General features: G+C 74.0%; 20 protein-coding genes and 1 riboswitch. Of the genes, 14 read left to right on the forward strand and 6 right to left on the reverse strand.

The genetic code is table 11. The annotated features are described in order from the left end of the window. Nucleotides 1–37: 37 nt before the first annotated feature. From C5N14_RS06610 to C5N14_RS06620, 3 genes are all read left to right on the forward strand, one after another. Nucleotides 38–1,408, forward strand: coding sequence for a pitrilysin family protein (locus tag C5N14_RS06610; protein WP_117666471.1), 1,371 nt, complete (start codon nt 38–40; stop codon nt 1,406–1,408). 172 nt (nt 1,409–1,580) lie between these two features. Continuing rightward, nucleotides 1,581–2,354 carry a 4-hydroxy-tetrahydrodipicolinate reductase gene (gene dapB, locus C5N14_RS06615; RefSeq protein ID WP_117666473.1) on the forward strand — a complete coding sequence of 258 codons (774 nt, stop codon included), beginning with the start codon at nt 1,581–1,583 and terminating at the stop codon, nt 2,352–2,354. Nucleotides 2,355–2,397: 43 nt separating this feature from the next. Next, nucleotides 2,398–2,874 (forward strand): GNAT family N-acetyltransferase, encoded by a 477-nt coding sequence (locus tag C5N14_RS06620; RefSeq protein WP_117666475.1) that lies wholly within the window; start codon nt 2,398–2,400, stop codon nt 2,872–2,874. A gap of 47 nt (nt 2,875–2,921) precedes the next feature. On the opposite strand, the gene C5N14_RS06625 is transcribed toward C5N14_RS06620, so the two are convergent. After that, complete coding sequence (locus tag C5N14_RS06625) at nt 2,922–5,042, reverse strand: glycogen debranching N-terminal domain-containing protein (protein WP_117666477.1); 2,121 nt, start codon at nt 5,040–5,042, stop codon at nt 2,922–2,924. A gap of 223 nt (nt 5,043–5,265) precedes the next feature. Between C5N14_RS06625 and C5N14_RS06630 the strand changes: the two genes are divergently transcribed. The 4 genes from C5N14_RS06630 to C5N14_RS06645 are packed head-to-tail and all read left to right on the forward strand — an operon-like array spanning nt 5,266 to nt 9,589. Then, nucleotides 5,266–6,279 (forward strand): LacI family DNA-binding transcriptional regulator, encoded by a 1,014-nt coding sequence (locus C5N14_RS06630; RefSeq protein ID WP_117666479.1) that lies wholly within the window; start codon nt 5,266–5,268, stop codon nt 6,277–6,279. A 45-nt stretch (nt 6,280–6,324) separates the two neighbouring features. Next, complete coding sequence (locus C5N14_RS06635) at nt 6,325–7,572, forward strand: extracellular solute-binding protein (RefSeq protein WP_117666480.1); 1,248 nt, start codon at nt 6,325–6,327, stop codon at nt 7,570–7,572. Nucleotides 7,573–7,602: 30 nt separating this feature from the next. Further along, nucleotides 7,603–8,691, forward strand: a complete 1,089-nt coding sequence (locus C5N14_RS06640; protein ID WP_117666482.1) for a carbohydrate ABC transporter permease — start codon at nt 7,603–7,605, stop codon at nt 8,689–8,691. Between the two features lies 1 nt (nt 8,692). Next, nucleotides 8,693–9,589 carry a carbohydrate ABC transporter permease gene (locus C5N14_RS06645; protein WP_117666484.1) on the forward strand — a complete coding sequence of 299 codons (897 nt, stop codon included), beginning with the start codon at nt 8,693–8,695 and terminating at the stop codon, nt 9,587–9,589. 66 nt (nt 9,590–9,655) lie between these two features. Here C5N14_RS06645 and C5N14_RS06650 read toward each other — a convergent pair whose 3' ends face one another. Then, the gene (locus tag C5N14_RS06650) at nt 9,656–10,237 is read right to left on the reverse strand and encodes a GNAT family N-acetyltransferase (protein ID WP_117666486.1); all 582 of its coding nucleotides are present in this window, start codon (nt 10,235–10,237) and stop codon (nt 9,656–9,658) included. A gap of 35 nt (nt 10,238–10,272) precedes the next feature. On the opposite strand from C5N14_RS06650, the gene C5N14_RS06655 reads away from it, so the two are divergent. Continuing rightward, complete coding sequence (locus tag C5N14_RS06655) at nt 10,273–11,589, forward strand: glycosyltransferase family 87 protein (protein ID WP_117666488.1); 1,317 nt, start codon at nt 10,273–10,275, stop codon at nt 11,587–11,589. Here the strand turns inward: C5N14_RS06655 and C5N14_RS06660 are convergent. Continuing rightward, complete coding sequence (locus tag C5N14_RS06660) at nt 11,488–12,039, reverse strand: GNAT family N-acetyltransferase (RefSeq protein ID WP_117666490.1); 552 nt, start codon at nt 12,037–12,039, stop codon at nt 11,488–11,490. The genes C5N14_RS06655 and C5N14_RS06660 overlap by 102 nt on opposite strands. A 78-nt stretch (nt 12,040–12,117) precedes the next feature. Between C5N14_RS06660 and C5N14_RS06665 the strand changes: the two genes are divergently transcribed. The 5 genes from C5N14_RS06665 (at nt 12,118) to C5N14_RS06685 (ending at nt 17,603) form a co-directional block, all read left to right on the forward strand. Further along, complete coding sequence (locus tag C5N14_RS06665; protein WP_117666493.1) at nt 12,118–13,347, forward strand: winged helix-turn-helix domain-containing protein; 1,230 nt, start codon at nt 12,118–12,120, stop codon at nt 13,345–13,347. After that, a complete protein-coding gene (locus tag C5N14_RS06670) occupies nt 13,344–13,886 on the forward strand; it encodes a DUF2752 domain-containing protein (protein WP_371685803.1) in 543 nt (180 codons plus the stop codon). The genes C5N14_RS06665 and C5N14_RS06670 overlap by 4 nt, the downstream gene beginning before the upstream one ends. 258 nt (nt 13,887–14,144) lie before the next feature. After that, nucleotides 14,145–14,882, forward strand: a complete 738-nt coding sequence (gene thyX / locus C5N14_RS06675) for an FAD-dependent thymidylate synthase (protein ID WP_117666495.1) — start codon at nt 14,145–14,147, stop codon at nt 14,880–14,882. A 53-nt stretch (nt 14,883–14,935) separates the two neighbouring features. Continuing rightward, nucleotides 14,936–15,859 carry a 4-hydroxy-tetrahydrodipicolinate synthase gene (gene dapA / locus C5N14_RS06680; protein WP_117666497.1) on the forward strand — a complete coding sequence of 308 codons (924 nt, stop codon included), beginning with the start codon at nt 14,936–14,938 and terminating at the stop codon, nt 15,857–15,859. 55 nt (nt 15,860–15,914) lie between these two features. Next, on the forward strand, nt 15,915–17,603 hold the full coding sequence (locus C5N14_RS06685; RefSeq protein WP_117666499.1) for a ribonuclease J: 1,689 nt from the start codon (nt 15,915–15,917) through the stop codon (nt 17,601–17,603). Nucleotides 17,604–17,693: 90 nt separating this feature from the next. Here C5N14_RS06685 and C5N14_RS06690 read toward each other — a convergent pair whose 3' ends face one another. Together C5N14_RS06690 and C5N14_RS06695 are read right to left on the reverse strand one after the other, a co-directional pair. Further along, entirely contained in the window at nt 17,694–19,511 is a 1,818-nt protein-coding gene (locus C5N14_RS06690; protein ID WP_117666501.1) for a YbjN domain-containing protein, read from the reverse strand. Further along, nucleotides 19,508–19,987 (reverse strand): YbjN domain-containing protein, encoded by a 480-nt coding sequence (locus C5N14_RS06695; protein ID WP_117666503.1) that lies wholly within the window; start codon nt 19,985–19,987, stop codon nt 19,508–19,510. Before C5N14_RS06695 ends, C5N14_RS06690 begins: the two co-directional genes overlap by 4 nt. Before the next feature lie 113 nt (nt 19,988–20,100). Between C5N14_RS06695 and C5N14_RS06700 the strand changes: the two genes are divergently transcribed. Then, nucleotides 20,101–22,572 (forward strand): DNA translocase FtsK, encoded by a 2,472-nt coding sequence (locus C5N14_RS06700; RefSeq protein WP_117666505.1) that lies wholly within the window; start codon nt 20,101–20,103, stop codon nt 22,570–22,572. Between the two features lie 30 nt (nt 22,573–22,602). Here the strand turns inward: C5N14_RS06700 and C5N14_RS06705 are convergent, their stop codons facing one another. Beyond that, entirely contained in the window at nt 22,603–22,917 is a 315-nt protein-coding gene (locus C5N14_RS06705) for a multidrug efflux SMR transporter (RefSeq protein WP_117666507.1), read from the reverse strand. Nucleotides 22,918–22,974: 57 nt separating this feature from the next. Further along, nucleotides 22,975–23,046, reverse strand: a riboswitch (guanidine-III (ykkC-III) riboswitch). Between the last annotated feature and the right edge of the window lie 30 nt (nt 23,047–23,076).

Genomic DNA, 23,076 nt, shown 5'->3' on the forward strand with positions numbered 1-23,076 from the left:
GGCCCAGCGCGCGTCTTTTCCTGCGGTTCGACGGGGGGTGGCGCCGTCCGGGGCCGTCCGGCACGCCACCGGGGCACAGCCCGGGCGGGCCGGCGGGTCGACCCGGGCGGTCACCCGCACGCTGAGTGACGACCCGCTGGGCGGCACGGTACGCCGTACCGTGCTGCCCAGTGGGCTTCGCGTGCTCACCGAGGCGATCCCGGCGATGCGCAGCGTCTCGTTCGGCATCTGGGTCTCCGTCGGTTCCCGCGACGAGACCGGCCCGCAGGCCGGCGCCGCGCACTTCCTGGAGCACCTGCTGTTCAAGGGCACCCACAAGCGCACCGCGCTGGACATCTCCGCCGACATCGAGGCGGTGGGCGGCGAGACGAACGCCTTCACCACGAAGGAATACACCTGCTACTACGCCCGCGTGCTGGACGAGGACCTGCCGCTGGCCATCGACGTGATGTGCGACGCGGTCGCCGACTCGCTGCTGGAGCCGGCCGACGTGGAGACCGAGCGCGGCGTCATCCTCGAAGAGATCGCCATGCACGACGACGAGCCCGGCGACGAGGTGCACGATCTGTTCGCCCGCGCCGTCTACGGCGACCACCCGCTGGGCCGGCTGATCTCCGGCACCGAGGAGACGGTCACCCCGATGACCCGGCGGCAGATCCACGGCTTCTACCGCCGCCACTACACGCCGGCGCAGATCGTCGTCGCCGCCGCCGGCAACCTCGACCACGGCGCCGTGGTCAAGCTGGTCCGCCAGGCCCTGGCCGGGACCCCGCTGGACACCGACCCGGCCGTGCCGGCCCCGCACCGCCCGGCCGCCCCGGCGGTACGCGTGCAGCCGGCGACCACCCTGGTCGAGCCGAAGGAGACCGAGCAGGCGCACGTCATCCTCGGCTGCCCCGGCATCGACCGCCTGGACGAGCGGCGGTTCGCCCTCGGGGTGCTCAACAACGTCCTCGGCGGCGGCATGTCCAGCCGGCTGTTCCAGGAGATCCGGGAGCGGCGCGGCCTGGCCTACTCGGTCTACTCGTACGCCAGCCAGTACGCCGACAGCGGCCTGTTCGCCGTCTACGCCGGCTGCGCGCCGGGGAAGGTGGACGAGGTGCTGGAGCTGACCCGCGCCGAGCTGGCCCGGGTGGCCGCCGACGGGCTGACCGGGGCCGAGGTGGCCCGGGGCAAGGGGATGAGCAAGGGCTCGTTCGTGCTCGGCCTGGAGGACACCGGCTCCCGGATGAGCCGACTGGCCAAGGGGGAGCTGCTCTACGGCGACCTGATGCCGGTCGACGAGCTGCTGGCCCGGGTCGACGCGGTGAGCGTGGACGACGTGAACACCCTCGCCGCCGAGCTGCTGGCCCGGCCGATGTCCCTCTCGGTCGTCGGTCCGTTCGAGGGGCGTGACTTCTCCGCCTGACCGCCGGAAGCTCCCCGTCCCGCCGGGGCCCGACGCGACGTGCGGGATCTCGCGGTCCGCGTGGTGGTGGAAGCCGCGACCTGCCGCAACCGGAATCGATCACCCGCCGTCCCGTGGGACGGCGGGCGGTCCCGTCCGCTGACCGCGTCCCGATTGGGATAGGTTGTGCCCCGTGACTGACGAGCAGGAGAAGGGCCCCGAGGAACTGGTCCGGGTCGGCGTGCTGGGCGCCCGGGGCCGGATGGGCATCGAGGTGTGCGGGGCGGTCGACGCGGCCTCCGACCTGGAGCTGGTGGCGATGGTCGACCAGGGCGACGGCCTGTTCGCCGCGTCCGACGCCGGCGCCGAGGTGGTCGTCGACTTCACCACGCCCGACGTCGTCATGGACAACCTGCACTGGTGCATCGACCAGGGCATCAACGCGGTGGTCGGCACCACCGGCTTCACCGAGCAGCGGCTCGACCGGGTGCGCGGCTGGCTGGCCCGCAAGCCCGGGGTCGGGGTGGTGATCGCCCCCAACTTCGGCATCGGCGCGGTGCTGATGATGCAGTTCGCGGCCCGGGCGGCCCGGCACTTCGAGTCCGTCGAGATCATCGAGCAGCACCACCCGCGCAAGCTGGACGCCCCCAGCGGCACCGCCACCCACACCGCCCGGCAGATCGCGCGGGCGCGCGCCGAGGCCGGCCTCGGGCCGGTTCCGGACGCCACGAAGGACGAGGTGCCGGGCGCGCGGGGCGCCGACATCGACGGGGTGCGGGTGCACGCCGTCCGCGCCACCGGCCTGGTCGCCCACCAGGAGGTGCTGTTCGGCACCCTGGGCGAGACGCTGACCATCCGGCACGACTCGTACGACCGGGCGTCGTTCATGCCGGGCGTGCTGCTGGCCGTCCGCGCGGTGCGCCACCGTCCCGGCCTCACCGTCGGCCTGGATCCGCTGCTCGACTGACTGTGACCGCGCCGGCCGGCCGGCCCGGTCCTAGGCTTGCTGGATGATCGACTCGAACCTGCGCGACCGGGCCGGCCGGCACCTCACCCTCCGGCCCGTCGACGACGACAACTGGCGGGCCGTCGCCGACGTGGTGCCCCGCGACGACCAGCGGGCCTGGGTGTATCCGATGGCGGCCCGCTACCTGCTGCTGAGCATGCGCGGCGGCGGGTGGACCTCCCTGGCGGTGTACGCCGACGAGAACGTCGTCGGGCACGTCATGTGGGGGGTCGACGACGACGGTTCCCGGTGGATCGGCGGCATGGTCGTCGACGCCGCCGAGCAGGGCCGGGGCGTGGGGGCGGCCACGGTCACCACCCTCGCCACCTGGCTGGCCGCCCAGCCCGGCTGCCTCGCCGTCCGCCTCTCGTACCACCCGGACAACACGGTTGCCGCCGCCCTCTACCCCCGCCTCGGGTTCGCCCCCACGGGCCTGGTGGAGGACGGTGAACTGGTCGCCGAACTCACCCGCACCCCCTGACGACTGCGCTCACCAGGTGACCCGAGCGGCGTGTCCCAGCGGCAACCTCATGACCGACGTGAGTGGTCGGGGTCGGGGGAGCGGCGGGGGGACGGGACCGGGACGGGGCGGGCCAGGGCCAGGGTCGGCGGGAGGTGGTCGATGCGGGCGGCGCCGGTGGCGGTCACCGTGACGTCGACCGAAGCGTCCGCGACCCGCAGGTTGCGCGCCGCGAGGGTGCCCAGTTCCGGGCCGGCGAGGGGGGCGAGGAGGACCCGGCCGGCCGGCACGTCCGGGTAGAGCCCGACCCCCGCCTGGAGCAGCAGCACCGCCGACGCCGCCGACCACGCCTGCGGCCGGCACGCGGCCGGGTAGGGCACCGGCCGGCCGGCCAGTGCCCGGTCGTCGCCGCCGTACAGCTCCGGCAGCCGGTGGTCGAACGCCTCGGCGGCGGCGAGCAGCCCCTCGGCCAGGCCGAGGGCCGCCGCGCGGAAGCCGCCCCGGGCCAGCCCGGCGAGCACGATCGCGGTGTCGTGCGTCCAGATCGACCCGCAGTGGTACGACAGCGGGCTGAACCCGGCGTCGTCGGTGGACATGGTGCGCAGCCCGAACCCGCCGGCCAGCGCGTCGGTGGTGAGCAGGCGGGCGACCTGCGCCGACTCGTCGTCGTCGAGCAGGCCGGTGCCGAGCAGGTGGCCGATGTTGCTGGTCAGCGAGTCGACGGGGCGCTTGTCCCGGTCCAGGGCCAGCGCCGGCTGCGGGCCGTGCGGGCCGTCGACCCAGAAGGCGGCCCGGAACCGCTCGGCCAGCCGGGCCGCGTGCTCCCGCCAGCGGTCGCCGCCGGGGCGGTCGAACGCGTCGAGCAGCGCCGCCCCGCCGATCGCCGCCTCGTACGCGTACCCCTGGACCTCGGCCAGCACGATGGGCGCCCGGGCCTGGCGGCCGTCGCGGAACCGGACGGCGTCGCCGGAGTCCTTCCAGCCCTGGTTCGACAGGCCGTGCCCGGTGGTGTCGACGTACTCGACCAGGCCGTCGCCGTCGGCGTCGGCGTGCTCGCCGAGCCAGGCGAGCGCGGCCTGGAGGTGTGGCAGCAGCGGCTCCACCTGGTCGGCCGGCAGCCCCCAGCGCCAGGCGTCGTGCAGCAGGGACACCCAGAGCATGGTCGCGTCGACCGTGCCGTAGTACGCCGGGGGCAGCCGCAGCCCCTCGCCGGCCCCGAACTCGTGCCGGCGCAGCTCGTGGAGGATCTTGCCGGGGGCCTCGCCGGTGGCCGGGTCGACCCGGGCGCCCTGCCGGCGGGCCAGCACCCGCAGCGTGCCGGCGGCCAGTTCGGTGCCCAGCGGCAACAGCATCCGGGCGGCCCAGAGGCTGTCCCGGCCGAAGAGGGTGAGGAACCAGGGCACGCCGGCGCCGAGGAAGACGTCGCCGGGGTGGGCGGGCTCGGCGAGGCGCAGCGCGTGCAGGTCGTCCAGCGAGCGGTCGAGGAACCGGACCAGCCGCCGGTCGTCGGCGGTGACCTCCGGCCGGGCCCAGGTCCGCGCGGCGGGCGGGGCGACCACCACGGCCCGCGGGTCGTCGACGGCGAGCCGCCAGGACAGGGTGACCGCGCTCCGTGCCGGCAGCTCGACCGGCCAGCTCAGCCGGGGCGAGCGGGACCGGTCGGCGTCGGCGTCGACCGTCGCGCCGTCTGCGGTGACGGTGACGGTGATGCCATCGGCGGCCCAGGCGAGCTGGCCGGGGCGGCCGGCCTTCGCCTCCAGGGGCTCGGCCGTGCCGCCGGACTTGACCACCTCGATCGGGGCCAGGTCGCAGCCGAGGTCGACGCTGACGGTGGCGCGTACCAGGTCGGCGGCGGTGGAGACGACGTGCAACTCCTCGGTGAGCCCGGCCGGGTCGAGCCGGCGGATCCGGTCGACCCGGACGGTCGGGTCGGGGCCGGGGTCGCCGAGCCAGCGGGCCAGGCCGACGAAGCGGGCGGCGTGCGGGCCGACCGGGCCCTGGGTCAGCGCCTCGGGCTCGCGGTCGTCGACGCGCAGCTCGGCCCGGGACAGCACCCGGGCGTCGGCGTGGAAGACGCCCTGCACGCCGGCCGGGCGGATCTGCCCGGCCGCGTCGCCCAGCGCGCTGGTCGGGGCGCGGACCACCCCGACGAGATCGTGCAGCAGGGGTTGCAGGCGGCGTTCGGTCACGGCGGCTCCAGGTGCTTCTCGGGGGGACGTCCTGCCTCGACGGTGGCGGCGGCCGGTCGGGGTGACCGGCGCCCGGCGTGGTGACGGAGGGCCGCCCGCGCCGGGTCGGCGGTGTCTTGACAGATCGTCCGGGGCGGTGCAAAGTGCGAAACATTCCGGCAACTTGAACGTTCTAATCCTGCCGCATCGGCATTTGATCGTTCAAGAAGGCGAGGGGGATTTTGTGGCACAGAAGGTGACCATCGCGACGGTGGCCCGGCGCGCCCAGGTGAGTCGGCAGACCGTGTCCAACGTGCTCAACGCCCCGCACATCGTCCGCGAGGAGACCCGGCGCCGGGTGCAGGAGGCGATCGACGCGCTCGGCTACCGGGCCAACCAGGCCGCCCGGCAGATGCGCACCGGCCGGTCCCGGCTCATCGCGGTACGCATCGAGCCGACCCGGGACGGCATCAACGGCTCGGTGCTCGACCGGTTCCTGCACGGGCTCACCGAGACCGCCGAGAGCGCCGGCTACCGGGTCATGCTCTACACCGCCACGGACGCCCACCAGGAGATCGACGTGTTCGACGACCTGCTCGGCGCGTACGACCTCGACGCGTTCGTGCTCACCGGCACCGAGCACGGCGACCCGCGTACCGCCTGGCTGGCGGGGCGGGGCGTGCCGTTCGTGACGTTCGGCCGGCCGTGGGGCGTCCCCGATCCCCACCCCTGGGTCGACGTCGACAACGCCGACGGCACCGCCCAGGCCACCCGGCACCTGCTGGCCACCGGCCACCGGCGGATCGGCTACATCGGCTGGCCGCTGCCCAGCTCGGCGGTCGGCGGGGAACGCCGCTCCGGCTGGTACGACACGCTGCGGGCGGCCGGCATCGACCCCGGCGGGCTGCACCGGGAGACCGTCGACGGCATCGCCGAGGGCGAGTGGATGATGCGCGAGCTGCTCGCCGAGCCGACGCCGCCGACCGCCGTCGTCTGCGCCAGCGACTCGCTCGCCCTCGGCGCCCTCCAGGCCGTCGGGGCCGCCCCCGGCGGGCCGGGCCGGCCGGCGGCCCCCGTCGCCGTCGTCGGCTTCGACGACACCCCCGTCGCCGCCGCGCTCGGGCTGACCAGCGTCAGCCAGCCCCTCGGCACGGCCGCCGCCCGCTGCGTCGACCTGCTCACCGGCGTGCTCGACGACCACCCCACCGACTCACCGGTGCTGCTCCAGCCGTCGCTGGTGCTCCGCCGGACCGCGTGACACCCCCTTTCCCCCACTCACCACCATCCCCACCAGGAGAATGAGATGGCACCTCGATCCCTGCGCCGCGCGGCGGTGGCCGGCGTCGCCGCCGTGGCGCTGTTCGGCTCCGCCGCCTGCGGCAGCGGCTTCGACGACGACTCCGGCGATTCCGCCCAGTCCGGCGGGCCGGCCAGCCTGCAAATCCTGATCGGCTCCTCCGGCGACGCCGAGACCAGGGCGGTGCAGGACGCGGCGGCGAAATGGGCCGCCGCCTCCGGCAACAGCGCCACGGTCACCCCGGCCCAGGACCTCACCCAGCAGCTCGGGCAGTCGCTGGCCGGCGGCACCCCGCCGGACGTGTTCTACGTCGACGCCGCCCGGTTCGCCGACTACGCCAGCGTCGGCGCGCTGGAGCCGTACGGCGACAAGATCAGCAACCCGGACGACTTCTACGGGAGCCTGCGCACCACCTTCACGTACGACGGCAAGCTGTACTGCGCGCCGAAGGACTTCTCCACCCTCGCCCTCCAGATCAACACCGAGCTGTGGACGAAGGCCGGACTGACCGACGCCGACGTGCCGACCACCTGGGAACAGCTCACCGCCACGGCGCGGAAGATCAAGGCCAAGGGCCTGGTCCCGCTCGCCCTCGGCGACACCCGGGACCGGATCGGCGCGTTCCTGGTGCAGAACGGCGGCTGGCTGGTGAGCCCCGACGGCAAGCAGGCCACGGCCGACACCCCGCAGAACCTGGCCGCCCTCCAGTACGTCCGGACGATGCTCGACGACGGCCTCGCCCGGTACCCGAAGCAGCTCGACGCCGGCTGGTCCGGCGAGGCGTTCGGCAAGGGCAAGGCGGTGCTGACCATCGAGGGCAACTGGATCAAGGGCGCCCTGCAGAACGACTTCCCCAACGTCAAGTACAAGGTCGTCGAACTGCCCGCCGGGCCGAAGGGCAAGGGGACGCTCTCCTTCACCCAGTGCTGGGGCGTCGCGGCCAAGAGCAGGTACAAGGAGCAGGCGATCAAGTTCGTCGAGGCGATGACCGCCGGCGACCAGCAGATGGCCTTCGCCAAGGCGTTCGGTGTCATGCCGTCCCGGCAGTCCGTCCGCGACCAGTACACGAGCGCCTTCCCGGCCGACAAGCCGTTCATCGACGGCGCCGAGTACGCCCAGGGTCCGGTGAACGCCCCGAAGATGGACAGCGTCCTCGGCGACCTGGACACCGGCCTGCAGGGGCTGACCAACGGCGACCCGAAGGCCGTCCTCGCCCGCTTCGACGCCAACGCCAAGGCGGCGCTCGGCGGCTGAGGTGGAAGGAGGGGCCAGGGAGGAGGGGAGATGGCGATCCACGTGGCCCGCCGGGGGCGGAGCGTCCGGGGCAACGAGAACGTCGCCGGGTGGCTCTTCGTCGCCCCGGTGATCGTGATCCTCGGGCTGTTCCTGCTGCTGCCGATCCTGATGGCGCTCTGGGTGAGCCTCACCGACTGGAACGGCCAGGGCAGCCCGTTCACCGCGAAGGTGCCGTTCGTCGGCGCCGACAACTACACCAGGCTGTTCACCGAGGAGGGGCTGGCCCGCCGGGACTTCATGACCAGCATCCGCAACAACGCCTACTACGTGGCGATCGTGGTGCCGACCCAGACGGTGCTCGCCCTCGGGCTCGCCCTGGTCGTCAACAACCGGATGCTGCGCGGCAGGGGGTTCTTCCGGACCGCGTTCTACTTCCCCTCGGTGACCAGCTCCGTGGCGATCAGCGTGGTGTTCCTGTTCCTGTTCGCCAACTCCGGCGCGGTCAACGCCCTGCTCGGCATGGTCGGCGTCGAGGGGCCCCAGTGGTTCGCCGACTCCCGGGGCGTGCTGCACCTGCTGCTCGGCGCGGTCGGGGTGGACTCGCCGCCCGCCGCGCTCGCCGCCGGCGGCCCGTTGGGGCTGAGCTGGTGGGAGTGGCTGTCCGGGCCGAGCGTCGCGATGATCTCGATCATCTCGCTTGTCGTGTGGACCACCTCGGGCACGTTCATGCTGATGTTCCTCGCCGCGCTCCAGAACGTCCCGTCGGCCCTCGACGAGGCCAGCACCCTCGACGGGGCGAGCCGGTGGCAGCGCCTGCGGCACGTCACCCTGCCGATGATCAAGCCGACCATGTTCCTCGTGCTCACCCTCGGCCTGATCGGTTCCTGGCAGGTCTTCGACCAGGTGTACGTGATGAGCCAGGGCGAGCCGGCCAAGACCACGCTCACCCCGGCGTACCTGTCGTACCGGACCGCGTTCCGGGACTTCGACTACGGCTCCGGCGCGGCGATCTCGTTCGTGCTGTTCCTGATCATCATCGGGCTGACCCTGCTCCAGCGCCGGCTGATGGCCGACCGGGAGCCGGACGCGCCCCGGCGCGGCCGGTGGTGGCGTCGGCGCGTACCGGAAGGGGGTTGAGATGGCCGTGCTGACCGACCGGCCGGCGCCGGCCGCCGCACCCGCCCGGCCGCGCCGCGACCGTGCGCCCCGCGCCCTGGCCAGCCGCCTCGCCGGGTACGCGGTCCTGGTCTTCTTCGCGCTGGTGTTCCTCTACCCGTTCGTCATCCAGATCGGCAACTCGCTCAAGACCGAGCCGGACGCGGCGGCGAACCCGCTGTCGCCGGTCCCCGACCCGCTCACCCTGGCCGGCTTCGAGCGGATCTTCGCCGGCACCAACTTCCCGCTCTGGCTCGGCAACTCGCTGCTGGTCACCGTGCTGGTCACCCTCGGCCGGGTGTTCTTCGACTCGCTCGCCGGGTACGCGCTGGCCCGGCTGCGCTTCCGGGGCCGGTCCGGGCTGTTCGCCGCGATCATCGCGGTGCTGGCGGTGCCCGGCGTGGTGCTGCTGATCCCGAAGTTCCTGGTGCTCAACCAGCTCGGCATGTACGACAGCTACGCCGGGCTGGTGGTGCCCCTGCTCGCCGACGCGGCCGGCGTGTTCATCATGAAGCAGTTCTTCGAGTCGATCCCGGTGAGCGTGGAGGAGGCGGCCCGGATCGACGGGGCCGGCGTCTTCCGGACCTTCTGGTCGGTGGTGCTGCCGATGGCGAAGCCGGCGCTGATCACGCTGACCATCCTGTCGTTCCAGGGCTCCTGGAACGAGTTCCCGCACAGCCTGGTCTCGGTGCAGGACCCGGGCCTGTTCACCCTGCCGCGCGGGCTGGCCGACCTGGTCAGCGGCTCGCTGGGCAAGGGCACCCAGTACCCGCTGAAGCTCGGCGCGGCGCTGCTGGCCACCATCCCGGTGGCGGTGCTCTTCGTGATCTTCCAGCGGTACTTCGTCCGGGACGCCAACGACGGCGCGGACAAGGGCTGACCCGTCCGCCCGGCTCCTCCGGCTCGTCCGGCGGGCCGGGGCGGCAGGCCCGCGGAGGTCGGCCGGTCAGCCGTCGGCGGGACGCTCGACGGGCACCGCGACGTGCAGCCGGAGCTGGTTGACCAGCATGTCGTCCACGTCGAGGGCCCGGGCCGCCCCGTCGGGCTCCCAGCCGGCGGCGGTGAGGAACTTCCGGGTCGCCGCGTCGGCGTCGAACGCCCACGCCAGCGCCCGGGCGAAGCCGTCCTCCCGCCACAGGTCGACGCTCGCGGCGAGCAGCCGGCTGCCGTGCCCACGTCGGCCCCAGCGCGGCTCGACCAGCAGGTCCGTCACCGCCACCACGTCCGGGCCGAGCGCCTCGGCCGGCTCGTTCGGGGCGAGGGACTCGGCGTCGGCCGGACCCGAGGCGACGAAGCCCACCAGATACGATTGCTCGGCCTGTTCGACGGCGACCAGCACCCGGTGCGCGCCCGAGGGCGGCTCCTGCACCGCCGTGCTCCACCGCCGGGCGAGGTACGCCTCGTCCAGGTTGTCGAGCACGTGCCGGGGCAGGATCCGGCGATAGGCGACCCGCCAGGTCGCGAGCTGGATGCGTGCGATCTCGCCGGCGTCTTCCGGACGCGCCGGGCGGACGTACCCGAGAGCCATGGGACGTGAGCCTACGCAGGGCGAGGGAGGCGACGGTGGCGCAGGGTGCCAAACGGACGACCGGGCAGGTCGTCGGCGTCTGCTGCCTCGCCGTCGCGGTGGCCGCCTTCCTGGCGGTGGCGGCCGTGCGGCACGGCTTCTTCGACCTCAAGGTCTACTACGGCGCGCTGAACTTCTGGGTGCACGACGGCGGGGAGATCTACGACTTCCTCAAGCCCGGCACCCAGTACGGCTTCACCTACCCGCCGTTCGCCGCCCTGGCGATGCTGCCGATGGCGGTGCTGCCCTGGACGGCGGCGATCGTGGTGAGCGTGGCCGCGTCCGTGGTGGTCAGCGCCGTGCTGATCTGGTGGCTGGTCGACCCGATCGCCCGCCGGGCCGGCTGGACCCGCTGGTACGCCCTCGCCGTGGCGCTCCTGCTGGCCGCCGCGTTCGAGCCGATGCGCGAGACGGTCAACTTCGGCCAGGTCAACATGCTGCTGCTGTTCCTGGTCGCGGTGGACCTGCTGCGGCTGCTGCCGGCCGGCAACCGGTGGGCCGGGGTGGGCATCGGCCTGGCCACCGCGATCAAGCTGACACCGGGGATCTTCATCGTCTACCTGCTGGTCACCGGGCGCTGGCGGGCCGCGCTGACCGCCGTCGGCGCCGCCGCCGGGGCCACGCTGGCCGCCGCCGCGCTGTTCCCCGACGCGTCCCGGGAGTTCTGGACCTCGGCGCTGTGGAACACCGGCCGGGTCGGCGAGCTGGCGTTCGTGTCCAACCAGTCGCTGCGCGGCGTGGTGGCCCGGCTGAATCCCGAGCACCCCAGCAGCCTGGCCTGGGCGGCGCTGGTGCTGGCCACCCTCGCGGTCTGGGCGTGGCGGTCCCGGGCCGCCGCCGCGGTCGGCGACGAGGCCATCGGCCTGGCGCTGACCGGCGCGGTGATGTGCCTGGTCAGCCCCGTCACCTGGGTGCACCACCTGGTCTGGCTGCTGCCGGGGCTGATCCTGCTGGTCGACAACGGCATGGCGGCCCCCGCCCGCAGCCGTCGGCGCGGCGTCCTGCTGGCCGCCGCCGCGCTCGGGTACGGCCTCCTGATCAGCCGGATCGTCTGGGCCTGGGAGAAGGACTTCACCGGGGTCGGGGGCTTCCTCGGCAGCAACACCTACGTCTGGATCAGCCTGGCCCTGCTGCTGTTCCTGCCGGTCCGCCGGTGGGCCGGACCCGGGGCGGCCGGGGTCTGGTCGGCCGGGGGGCCGCCGCCGGCCGGGTCAGTCGTCGAGGCGCCCGGCGTAGCGCAGCTCGACCAGGCCGAGCGGGGGCGCTCCGCCGGCCAGCGGCACGCGGTAGGTCGCCCGCTCGCCGTCCGGTGACAGTCCGGCCCGCTCGTAGAAGCGGCGGGCCCGCCGGTTGTCCCGGAGCACCCAGAGCCGGTACGCGCGCCAGCCTCGCCCGGCCAGCCGCTCCTTCGCCGCCGCCAGCAGCCGCCCGCTCGTCCCGTCCCCCCAGTACGCCTTCTCGACGTACATGGTCAGCACCTCGCCGAGGGTCTGGTCCAGGTCGGCCCGGTCCTGGTTGTTCCGGTACGGCCCGAACGTGGTGAACCCCACGACCGTCCCGTCCCGCTCGGCCAGCAGGGTGGTGAACGGGTGCTCCGGGTCGGCCGTGCCGGTGTCCCGGCGGCGCTGCGCCCAGGCGGCCACGTTGAGCCGGTCCAGCACCTCGTCCGGCATGAACCCGGCGTAGCCGTCCTGCCAGCCGTGCACGTGCACCCGGGCGACAGCCTCGGCGTCGTCCGGCTCCTCGGGGCGGATGATCAGCATGCGTCCGTTCTATGCCCCCGTGGGCGCGTCGTCCAGCGAGCCGCACCGGTGTCGTACACCTGGATTAGGGTGCCCACGATGGCCGCACCGGAATCGCTCTCGCTCGCCCAGGCCCGGCGGGTGGCACTGGCAGCCCAGGGCTTCGCCGACCCGGCACCCGCAGGGGCGCCCACCCGTCGACACCTGCGCCGGGTGCTCGACCGGGTCGGTCTGATCCAGATGGACTCGGTCAACGTCCTGCAACGCGCGCACTACCTGCCGCTCTACAGCCGGCTCGGGCCGTATTCGACGGCGCTGCTCGACGCGGCGGCCTACCGCCGCCCCAGGGAACTGTTCGAATACTGGGGGCACGAGGCGTCGCTGGTCCCGGTCGGGCTGCACCCGGTGCTGCGCTGGCGGATGGCCCGGGCGCACGACGACGCCTGGGGCGGGATGCGCCGCATCGCCCGGGAACAGCCGGGCCTGGTCGCCTGGGTCCGCGACGAGGTGGCCGCCCGGGGGCCGCTGACCGCCGCCGAGATCGAGCACGACGCCCCCCGGGAGACCGGCAACTGGGGGTGGAACTGGTCGGCCGTGAAGAAGGCCCTGGAGTTCCTGTTCTGGGCCGGCGAGGTGGCCGCCGCCGACCGCACCACCTCCTTCGCCCGCCGCTACGACCTGGCGGAGCGGGTGCTGCCCCCGGCCGTGCTGGCCGCGCCCACCCCGACCGACGCGGAGGCGTACCGGGCGCTGGTCGGGGTCGCCGCCCGGGCGCTGGGGGTGGCCGCCGAGCCGGAGCTGCGCGACTACTTCCGCCTCCCGGCGGCCGGGGCCCGGCAGGCGATCGCCGAGCTGGCCGAGGCCGGCGAGCTGACCCCGGTGACGGTGCGCGGCTGGCGGCAGCCGGCCTGGCTGCACACCGCCGCCCGGCTGCCCCGCTGGGCGCGGGGCGCCACCCTGGTCAGCCCGTTCGACCCGCTGGTCTGGGAGCGGGGCCGCACCGAGCGGCTGTTCGACCTCAGCTACCGCATCGAGATCTACGTGCCGGCCCCGCAGCGGGTGTACGGCTACTACGTGCTGCCCTTCCTCCAGGGCGAGCGGTTCACCGCCCGGGTCGACCTGAAGGCCGACCGGAAGGCGGGCGTGCTGCTGGTCCCAGCCGCCTGGGTGGAGCCCGGCGCCGACCCGGGGGAGACGGCGCTCGCCCTGGCCGCCGAGCTGTACCGGCTGGCCGGCTGGCTCGGGCTGGACGCGGTCGCCCCGCCCGCCGCCGGTGACCTCGCCGTCCCGCTGGCCGCCGCGCTGAGAAGCGTGTCCGGTGTACCGTGAGCGGCGTGACGAGCGTTGACAGCCCGGCCGGTACGCCGCCGGGCGAGTGGCCGCCGGGCGAGTGGCCGCCGGGGGCCTACCCGATGGCCGAGCCGGACCGATTCACCCGCTTCGTCATGCGGGTCTACGCCCGTTCGCCGCGCTGGGCGGTGCCGCTGGCCGCGCTCGGCTGCGTCGGCCTCGGCATGGCGTACGCGCTGCTCAGCGACCCGACCCGGGCCGCGCCGGACGCCGCCCCGAGCTGCCTGTTGAAGCTCACCACCGGGCTGGACTGCCCGGGCTGCGGCGGCACCCGCGCGCTCTGGTACGTGCTGCACGGCGACCTGCCGGCCGCCGCCCGGCACCACTTCCTCTTCGTCTTCGCGCTGCCCTTCCTGACGTACCTCTTCGTGGCCTGGGCCGGGAAGCAGGCGTTCGGCTGGCGGCTGCCGGAACCACAGATCAGCTCGAAGCTGATCGGCGGGTTCCTGGCCCTCTGGCTGGTCTTCTCGGTCGCCCGTAACCTCCCCTGGGCCCCCTTCACCTCGATCTACGTCTGACGCCCGCCGGCCCCCGGGCCGGTCGGGTGGGGCTCGGGTACTGTCCCGCGGGCCCTTTGGAGCTGAGCCGTTCGCGTCATCACGGGCCACCGGGACCGGTGACGACGCGAACGACTCAGCTCCAAAGGACCGGCACCCCCGTACCGCCCGCCCCCGCCCGCTTTCCCCGGCGGCGCAGAGGGGTGACCGATGTTGCACCGGGCGAGCCTGGCTTGGGCGCACCGGCGGGCGGCCACTACAGTCCCAGGAATGCCGGAGATGGTGCAGCCCCAGGTCAAGCTGATCGCGTGGACCCAGTTCCAGCCCCCGGACGACGTGCCGTGGTCGACCGACGCCGACGGCGGCCAGGCGCTCGCCGAGTTCGCCGGCCGGGCCTGCTACCAGAGCTGGAAGAAGCCGAACCCGGCCACCGCCACCAACGCCGGCTACCTGGCGCACATCCTGGAGGTCGGGCACCTGTCGGTGCTGGAGCACGGCTCGGTGAGCTTCTACTTCACCGGGGTGTCCCGCTCCTTCACCCACGAGCTGATCCGGCACCGGCACTTCTCGTACTCCCAGCTCTCCCAGCGGTACGTCCCGGAGCGCGACGCCGCCATGGTCGAGCCCCGCGCGATCGCCGAGGACCCGGAGCTGCACAAGCGGTTCGTCGAGGCCGCCGAGGCCAGCGTGCGGGCGTACACGGAGCTGCTGGAGGGCCTCGAACAGCGGTTCGCCGACGAGGCCAACCCGACGCTGCGCCGCAAGCAGGCCCGGCAGGCGGCCCGCGCGGTGCTGCCCAATGCCACCGAGACCCGGATCGTGGTCACCGGCAACTACCGGGCCTGGCGGCACTTCATCGCGATGCGGGCCACCGAGCAGGCCGACGTGGAGATCCGGGAGTTGGCGGTGGAGTGCCTGCGTCAGCTCCAGGGGGTCGCCCCGAACGTCTTCGCCGACTTCTTCGTCACCACCCTGCCCGACGGCACGCAGGTGGCGGCCAGCCCGCACGGCGAGTGAGTCCTGAACCCTTCCCCGCCGACGCTCCGGTGGTCGTCCGCTAGGTTGTGAGCATGACGCACGACCACCCTGTTGCCACCGAGCGGGCGGTGTCCCGCCCGTTCGGCCGACTGCTCACGGCCATGGTGACCCCGTTCACCGCCGACGGCTCCCTCGACCTCGACGGCGCAGTACGGCTCGCGAACCACCTCGTCGACGAGCAGGGCAACGACGCGCTCGTGCTCAACGGCACCACCGGCGAATCGCCCACCACCACCGACGCGGAGAAGGAATGCCTGATCCGGGCCGTGGTGGAGGCGATCGGCGACCGGGCCAGGGTGGTCGCCGGGGTCGGCACCAACGACACCCGGCACACCATCGAGCTGGCCGCGGCGGCCGAGAAGGCCGGCGCGCACGGCCTGCTCGTGGTGACCCCGTACTACAACAAGCCGCCGCAGAGCGGGCTGGTCCGGCACTTCACCGCGGTCGCGGACGCCACCGGACTGCCGATCATGCTCTACGACATCCCGCACCGCGCCGGGGTGCCGATCGCCACCGAGACCCTCGTGCGCCTCGCCGAGCACGGCCGCATCGTCGCGGTCAAGGACGCCAAGGGCGACCTCACCGCCACCTCGTGGGTGACCAGCCGCACCGAACTGGCGTACTACAGCGGCGAGGACTCGCTCACCCTGCCCGCCCTGGCGGTCGGCTGCGCCGGCGTGGTCGGCACCTCGACCCACTTCACCGGTGCGCAGACCCTGCGGATGATCGAGGCGTACGACGCGGGCGACACCGGCACCGCGTTGGCGCTGCACCGGCGGCTGCTGCCCCTGTTCACCGGCATCTTCCGTACCCAGGGCACCATCCTGGTCAAGGCGGGACTGGCGGCCAAGGGCCTGCCGGCCGGCCCGGTACGACCCCCGCTGGTGGACGCCACCGAGGACGAGATCGCCCAGCTGCGCACGGACTGCGCGGCGGCGGGTCTGGAGCTCCCCTGATGAACGAACGACACGACGGACGCCGAGTGACGGCGTCGCAGAATGAGGTGGACGCGTGACCGAGGCGCACAACGAGGGGGAAATGCCCCCGCCGCTGCCGGAGGGCGGCCTGCGGATCATCCCGCTCGGCGGGCTCGGCGCCATCGGTCGGAACATGACCGTCTTCGAGTACGACGGCAAGCTGCTGATCGTCGACTGCGGGGTGCTCTTCCCCGACGTCGAGCAGCCCGGCGTGGACCTGATCCTGCCCGACTTCGGGCCGATCCTGGACCGGCTCGCCGACGTGCAGGCGATCGTGCTCACCCACGGCCACGAGGACCACATCGGCGCGGTGCCGTACCTGCTGGCCCACAAGCCGGACATTCCGCTCGTCGGCTCCCAGTTCACCCTCGCCCTGGTCGAGGCGAAGCTGGCCGAGCGGCGGATCCAGCCGTACACGCTGACCGTGCGGGAGGGCGGCCGGGAACGGCTCGGCCCGTTCGAGTGCGAGTTCTTCGCCGTCAACCACTCGATTCCGGACGCCCTGGCGGTGGCCATCCGCACCCCGGCGGGCCTGGTGCTGCACACCGGCGACTTCAAGATGGACCAGCTCCCGCTGGACGGCCGGATCACCGACCTGGCCGGCTTCGCCCGGCTCGGCGCCGAGGGCGTCGACCTGCTGCTGTCGGACTCCACCAACGCGGAGATCCCCGGCTTCGTCACCCCGGAGCGGGAGATCGGGCCGGTGCTCGACTCGATCTTCGCCAAGGCGAAGGGGCGGATCATCGTCGCCTCGTTCGCCTCGCACGTGCACCGGGTGCAGCAGGTCTTCGATTCGGCCGTCGAACACGGCCGCAAGGTCGCGCTGATCGGCCGCTCGATGGTCCGCAACATGGGCATCGCCCGGGACCTCGGCCTGCTCAACATCCCGGCCGGCCTCGTCGTCGGCATCGAGGAGGCGACCACGCTGCCGCCCGAGCAGATCGTGCTGATGTCCACCGGCTCGCAGGGCGAGCCGATGAGCGCGCTGGGCCGGATGGCCAGCGGCGACCACCGGCACATCACGATCGCCCCCGGCGACACGGTGGTGCTGGCGTCCTCGCTGGTGCCGGGCAACGAGACCTCGGTGTACCGGGTGATCAACCGGCTGGCCCGGGCCGGCGCGGTGGTGGTGCACAAGGACGTGGCGAAGGTGCACGTCTCCGGCCACGCCCCCGCCGGCGAGCTGCTCTACCTGCTCAACGTGGTTCGCCCGAGCAACCTGATGCCGGTGCACGGCGAGTGGCGGCACCTGCGGGCGCACGCCCGGCTGGGCATCGAGTCCGGGGTCGCCCCGGACCGGGTGGTGCTCTGCGAGGACGGCGACGTGGTCGACCTGGTCGAGGGCCGCGCCAGCCTGGTCGGCCACGTCAAGAGCCGGTACGTCTACGTCGACGGCCTGGCCGTCGGCGACGTCAGCGAGTCGCTGCTCACCGAGCGGCGGATCCTCGGTGACGGCGGCTTCATCGCCACCACGGTGGTGGTCGACTCGGTCACCGGCAAGGTGGTCGGCGGCCCGACCCTATCGGCGAAGGGCTTCTCCGAGGACCCGGAGGCGTTCAACCCGGTGGTCCCGCTGGTCACCGAGGCGCTGAACCGGGCCGCGGCGGACGGCATCACCGACCCGCACCAGCTCCAGCAGATCGTCCGGCGCACCGTCGGGCGCTGGGTCAACGACAAGTACCGGCGCCGGCCGATGATCGTCCCGACGGTCGTCGAGGTCTGACGGCCCGACCCCGCACCGCGTCCCGACGCCGGTCCGCCCCGAGTGGCGGGCCGGCGTCGGCCTGTGCGGGCTGCCGGGTTCCGGTCCCGGTCAGGGCAGCGCGGCGACTGCCTCCGCGTACGCGACGCCGGTGGTGACCGCTGCGGTGACCAGCACGTCGAGCTGCGCCGGCGCCACCCCGTGGGCCAGGTCGGTGGTCACGTCGCCGGCCAGCACCAGCTCCCCGCCGTCGTCGTGCGCGTACGCCTTGGGCAGCAGCCGGTCGTGGTTCCAGGCGTTGCAGAACGCGTACGCCTCGGCGCGCCGGTCCGTTGGCAGTCGCCGGGTGGCCAGCACCCGCACGTGCAGGATCTCGCCCCGCTCCCCGGCCTGCCGGAACTCGATCACCGCCGGATCCCACCGCCCGACCACCGTTCCGCCGCCCCGCACCGTCCAGGCGTCCCCGCGCCGGTCCAGGGCCGCCGTGACCATGGCGACGGTCAGCGCCCCCGGCTCGTCCTCGGCCAGCCCGTCGGGTCCGCCGTCCGTGCCGTCGCCGTCCGCGCCGCGCTCCATGTCCCCGCCGTCCACCTCCTCGGCGGGCAGCGGGACCGGGGCGGCGACCGGCCGTTCGGCCAGCCGGGCGGCGATCCGGCCGGACTGGTGACCCGTGCCGTTGCGGGCGTCGAAGCTGCCGGCGAGCCCGGTCGCCCGCTCGGCCAGCAGCCCGCCGAGCCGGGCCACATCGACGTCGACGTCGACATCGACATCGACGTCCGCCCGGCCGACGGCCCCGGCGGCGGGCATCCGCCGGTCGCCCCGCCCCGCCTCGGTGGCGAGGGCGCACAGCAGCGCCCCGGCCGCGGCGAACTCCATCGCCGCCATGTCGTCGGCCGGGTGGCCCAGCCTGGGCAACTGCTCGGCGAGGATGTCCAGACCCCGGTCCAGGTGCCCGCCCAGCGCGCAGAACCGCAGGTGCGCGGCGAGGTACGGGAAGGCCGCCCGCTCCCGCCGGTGCCGCCGGTACGCCTCGACGTGCGCCTGGGCGGCTCGCTCCGGCTCACCGGCGCGCAGCAGCGGCAGCAGCGCCCCGGCCAGCGCCCGCTCGGGCTGGTCGGTGCAGTACACCGAGTACACCGAGCCAGGCCCGTCCGTCGGCCCGCTGGTCCCGCCTGGCCCGCTGGTCCCGCCCGGCCCGCTGGTCCCGCCCGGCCCGGTGCCCTGGTCGGGCGGCCGGTCGCCGAGGAGCGGGCGCAGCTCGGCCAGCGCCGCCGCCCAGTCGCCCCAGCCGGCCAGCAGGTCGGCGCGGCGGGACGGGGCACAGCCCGGACAGCCGGCGGCCGGGTCGGCCGGGGCGGTGCGCCAGCGGTCGTACCAGCGGCGGGCCGCCGGCTCGTCGCCGAGGTGGTCGGCGAGCCGGCAGCGCAGCTCGGCCACCAGGTCGCCCGGGGCGTCGTCCGCGTCGCCCGACCCGCCGGGGGAGCGGGCGAGCTCGTCCAGCGCGGCCCGGGCCTGGTCCAGCCCGACCCGGGGGGTGGTGAACACCGCCTCCACCGCGAAGCGCTGGTAGCGGCGCAGCTCGGCACCCTGCTCGTCGGTCAGCTCGGGCACCCGGTCGAGGAGCTCCCGGCAGCGGCGGACCGGTTCGAAGAGCCGCCACCGCTCACCCTGCCGCAGGTACGCGTCGATCAGCGCGAACCGGGCGTCCAGGCCGGTGCGGAGGTCACCGGACGCCTCGGCCGCGGAGACGATCCGTTCCAGCTCGGCGACGCGCGGCTCGGAGTCGGGCAGGTCCCGCGCGGCGGCCAGCGCCTCGGCCGGGCCCCGGTCGCCGCGCCCCGGATCCCGGGACCGGCCCGCCGGTCGGCCCTCCCAGCGGCCCCCGAGCCGGCCGTCCCACGGGCGCGGCTGCCCGGCTGCCCTGGTCATGGCCGTGCCCCGCCCGCGAGCTGCCCGACGGCGGCGGCGAGCTGGCAACCGGTCGAGATGCCGCAGTCGAGGAGCTGGTCGAGCTGGTGCGGGGTCACCCCACGTTCCAGGTCGGTGATCACCTCGCCGCAGACCAGCGCGCGCCCGTCGTCGTCCACGTGCACGAAGGCCTTCGGCCAGTACCGGTCGTGGTTCCAGGAGTTGCAGAAGGCGTGCAGCGTCGGCACGTACTCGATGGGGAAGGTCGGCGTGGCGACGGTGCGCACCTGGAGGATCTCGCCGGCGGCGCCCATTCGCAGGAACCAGATGAGGCTGTCGTCCCAGCGGCCGAGCAGCCGGCCCTGCGGGTCCACCGAGACCGCGTACCCCCTGGTGCGCAGCACGGCGGCGATCAGCTCGCCGGTCAACGGGCGCAGCGCCCGGCCGGGCCCGGCCGGGGGGCCGTCCGGACCGTCCTCGATCTCCGGCGACGCCATCGGGCATCCCTTCTGAGGCGAATAACACAACAGGCGGCTCCGTTCGCGCTGCGACGCGCGGACACGACCCGGAAAAGCGGCGATCCGCCGGGTCCCGCCGTTACGGTGACTCTATGGCGGGCCGTACCTCTCAGGCGAGCCGGCGACGCGGCGCGTCGCCGCGCGGCACCACGAACAGTCGTGCCCGTCAGCCGGCGAAGAAGACCAGCAAGGCGGCGCCCCGGCGGCGCACCGCCGCCGCCCGGCCGGGGCCCGCCGTCCACATCGGCCGCGCGATCGGCACGGTGTGGATGGGGCTGGCACACGGCGTCGGCTGGGCGGTGCGGGCCGCCGGCCGGCAGGCCGCCTCGGCCCGCGACCTCGACCCGGAGCACCGGCGTGACGGCGGCGGTCTGTTGCTGCTCGGCCTCGCCCTGCTCAGCGCGGTGGCCATCTGGTTCTCCGGGGCCGGCCCGCTGGGCGCCCGGCTCGCGGACACGGTCCGGCTCTTCCTCGGGGCGATCTCGGTCGTCGTCCCGGTGCTGCTGTCGATCGGCGCCTGGCGGCTGATGCGTACGCCGGCCGATCCGGAGCACCGCGGCCGGGGCCTGGTCGGCTGGGGGTCCATGCTGGTCGCCACGGCGGCGATGCTGCACATCGGACAGAACCCGGTGGACTCGGTCCAGCGCGACTATGCCGGCGGCCTGATCGGCGCGGGCATCGGCGACCTGCTGGAGTCCGCCGTCACCGCCTGGGTGGCCGTGCCGCTGCTGCTCCTGCTGCTGGTCTTCGGCCTGCTGGTGGTCACCGCCACCCCGATCAACAAGATCCCGGAGCGGCTCGGGCTGCTCGCCGGGGCGGTCGTCGGCACGCCGCCGGCCGCCGACGAGGCCGAGGCGGTGGAGGCGGTCGAGAAGAAGCCGGCCCGCCGCCGCCCGGCCAAGCGCGCCGCGCCGCCGCTGCCGGACCCGGACGACTTCGAGGAGGCGTACGAGGGCGTCGACCTCCAGGAGACCGTGGTCCTGCCCCGCAAGCCCCCGGCGAAGGTGCCCGCCACCCGCAAGCCGGCCGAGCCGCCGGAGCACTCGCCCCCGCCCACCCGGGCCGAGCAGCTCGCGCTCAGCGGCCTGTCCGGCGACTACACGCTGCCGCCGGCCAACATGCTCAGCGGCGGCGCCGCGCCGAAGACCCGGAGCAAGGCCAACGACGAGATCATCGCGGCGCTGACCGGCGTGTTCGACCAGTTCGGGGTCGACGCCGAGGTGACCGGCTTCACCCGGGGCCCGACGGTCACCCGGTACGAGGTCGAGCTGGGGCCGGGCGTCAAGGTCGAGCGGATCACCCAGCTCTCCCGCAACATCGCGTACGCGGTGAAGTCGCCGGACGTGCGGATCCTCAGCCCGATCCCGGGCAAGAGCGCGGTCGGCGTGGAGATCCCGAACACCGACCCGGAGAACGTGGCCCTCGGCGACGTGCTGCGCTCGCGGGTGGCCACCAGCGACCACCACCCGATGGTGGTCGCCCTCGGCAAGGACATCGAGGGCGGCTTCGTGGTGGCCAACCTGGCGAAGATGCCGCACATCCTGATCGCGGGCGCCACCGGGGCCGGTAAGTCGTCATGCCTCAACACCCTGCTGGTGTCCATCCTCACCCGGGCCACCCCGGACGAGGTGCGGCTGCTGCTGATCGACCCGAAGCGGGTCGAGATGACCGGCTACGAGGGCATCCCGCACCTGGTCACCCCGATCGTGACCAACGCGAAGAAGGCGGCCGACTCGCTGGACTGGGTCGTCCGCGAGATGGACATGCGCTACGACGACCTCGCCGCCAACGGGGTCCGGCACATCGACGACTTCAACCGCAAGGTGCGCAACGGGGAGATCAAGGCCCCGCCGGGCAGCGAGCGGGAGATGCGGCCGTACCCGTACCTGCTGGTGATCGTCGACGAGCTGGCGGACCTGATGATGGTCGCGCCCCGCGACGTGGAGGACTCGGTCGTCCGGATCACCCAGCTCGCCCGCGCGGCCGGCATCCACCTGGTGCTGGCCACCCAGCGCCCCTCGGTCGACGTGGTCACCGGCCTGATCAAGGCGAACGTGCCGTCCCGGCTGGCGTTCGCCACCTCGTCGCTGGCCGACTCGCGGGTCATCCTGGACCAGCCGGGCGCGGAGAAGCTGCTCGGCCGGGGCGACGGCCTCTTCCTGCCGATGGGCGCGTCGAAGCCGATCCGGATCCAGGGCGCCTGGGTCACCGAGCGCGAGATCGCCGACGTGGTGAAGTTCTGCAAGGACCAGCGGGAGCCGGAGTTTCGCCCGGACGTGCTGGCCCCGGCGCAGGACACCAAGAAGAAGATCGACGAGGAGATCGGCGACGACCTCGACCTGCTGGTGCAGGCGGTCGAGCTGGTGGTCACCTCGCAGTTCGGCTCGACCTCGATGCTCCAGCGCAAGCTGCGGGTCGGCTTCGCCAAGGCGGGCCGGCTGATGGACCTGATGGAGACCCGGGGAGTGGTCGGCCCCTCGGAGGGCTCCAAGGCCCGCGACGTGCTGGTCAAGCCGGACGAGCTGGAGGAGGTCCTGGCCGGACTGGGCGGTGCGGGGGACTGACCGCGCCGGCGGGGTGGGCACCCCGTGGCGTCAGTGGAAGACCTTCAGGCCGACCACCCCGGCCACCACCAGCAGCAGGCAGAGGATCCGGGGCAGGCTGGTCGACTCGCCCAGCGCCAGCATCCCGACCAGCGCGGTGCCGACCGCGCCGATGCCGACCCAGACCACGTACCCGGTGCCGACCGGGATCTCCCGCAGCGCGTACGCCAGCCCCAGCATGCTGAGCACCAGCGTGCCGGCGAAGACGAGCGAGGGGAGGGGGCGGCTGAAGCCGGCGCTGCGGTCGAGCGAGATCGCCCACGCGGTTTCCAGGAGTCCGGAGACCACCAACACGATCCAGGCCATGTGACATCACCTCTGCGGGGGCCCGGACCACCGGGGACCGGGACGAGTGGGCACAACTCGCGGGCGTCTTGCCTGACCGGGTACGCCCACCCTCGTCCGGGGCGGCCGTCGTCGTGCCTCGGCCCCCACCCCTGACGCTAGCACCGTCGCCCCCCACCC

The organism is Micromonospora sp. MW-13 (genome assembly GCF_003434305.1).
Taxonomy (GTDB): Bacteria; Actinomycetota; Actinomycetes; order Mycobacteriales; family Micromonosporaceae; genus Micromonospora.

What these genes read in the sequence shown, in the direction of transcription:
- C5N14_RS06620 (WP_117666475.1), top strand. Translation starts at nt 2,398, where the DNA reads ATGATCGACTCGAACCTGCGCGACCGGGCCGGCCGGCACCTCACCCTC.
- C5N14_RS06635 (WP_117666480.1), top strand. Translation starts at nt 6,325, where the DNA reads ATGGCACCTCGATCCCTGCGCCGCGCGGCGGTGGCCGGCGTCGCCGCC.
- C5N14_RS06640 (WP_117666482.1), top strand. Translation starts at nt 7,603, where the DNA reads ATGGCGATCCACGTGGCCCGCCGGGGGCGGAGCGTCCGGGGCAACGAG.
- C5N14_RS06645 (WP_117666484.1), top strand. Translation starts at nt 8,693, where the DNA reads ATGGCCGTGCTGACCGACCGGCCGGCGCCGGCCGCCGCACCCGCCCGG.
- C5N14_RS06650 (WP_117666486.1), bottom strand. Translation starts at nt 10,237, where the DNA reads ATGGCTCTCGGGTACGTCCGCCCGGCGCGTCCGGAAGACGCCGGCGAG.
- C5N14_RS06660 (WP_117666490.1), bottom strand. Translation starts at nt 12,039, where the DNA reads ATGCTGATCATCCGCCCCGAGGAGCCGGACGACGCCGAGGCTGTCGCC.
- C5N14_RS06665 (WP_117666493.1), top strand. Translation starts at nt 12,118, where the DNA reads ATGGCCGCACCGGAATCGCTCTCGCTCGCCCAGGCCCGGCGGGTGGCA.
- thyX (WP_117666495.1), top strand. Translation starts at nt 14,145, where the DNA reads ATGGTGCAGCCCCAGGTCAAGCTGATCGCGTGGACCCAGTTCCAGCCC.
- dapA (WP_117666497.1), top strand. Translation starts at nt 14,936, where the DNA reads ATGACGCACGACCACCCTGTTGCCACCGAGCGGGCGGTGTCCCGCCCG.
- C5N14_RS06690 (WP_117666501.1), bottom strand. Translation starts at nt 19,511, where the DNA reads ATGACCAGGGCAGCCGGGCAGCCGCGCCCGTGGGACGGCCGGCTCGGG.
- C5N14_RS06695 (WP_117666503.1), bottom strand. Translation starts at nt 19,987, where the DNA reads ATGGCGTCGCCGGAGATCGAGGACGGTCCGGACGGCCCCCCGGCCGGG.
- C5N14_RS06700 (WP_117666505.1), top strand. Translation starts at nt 20,101, where the DNA reads ATGGCGGGCCGTACCTCTCAGGCGAGCCGGCGACGCGGCGCGTCGCCG.
- C5N14_RS06705 (WP_117666507.1), bottom strand. Translation starts at nt 22,917, where the DNA reads ATGGCCTGGATCGTGTTGGTGGTCTCCGGACTCCTGGAAACCGCGTGG.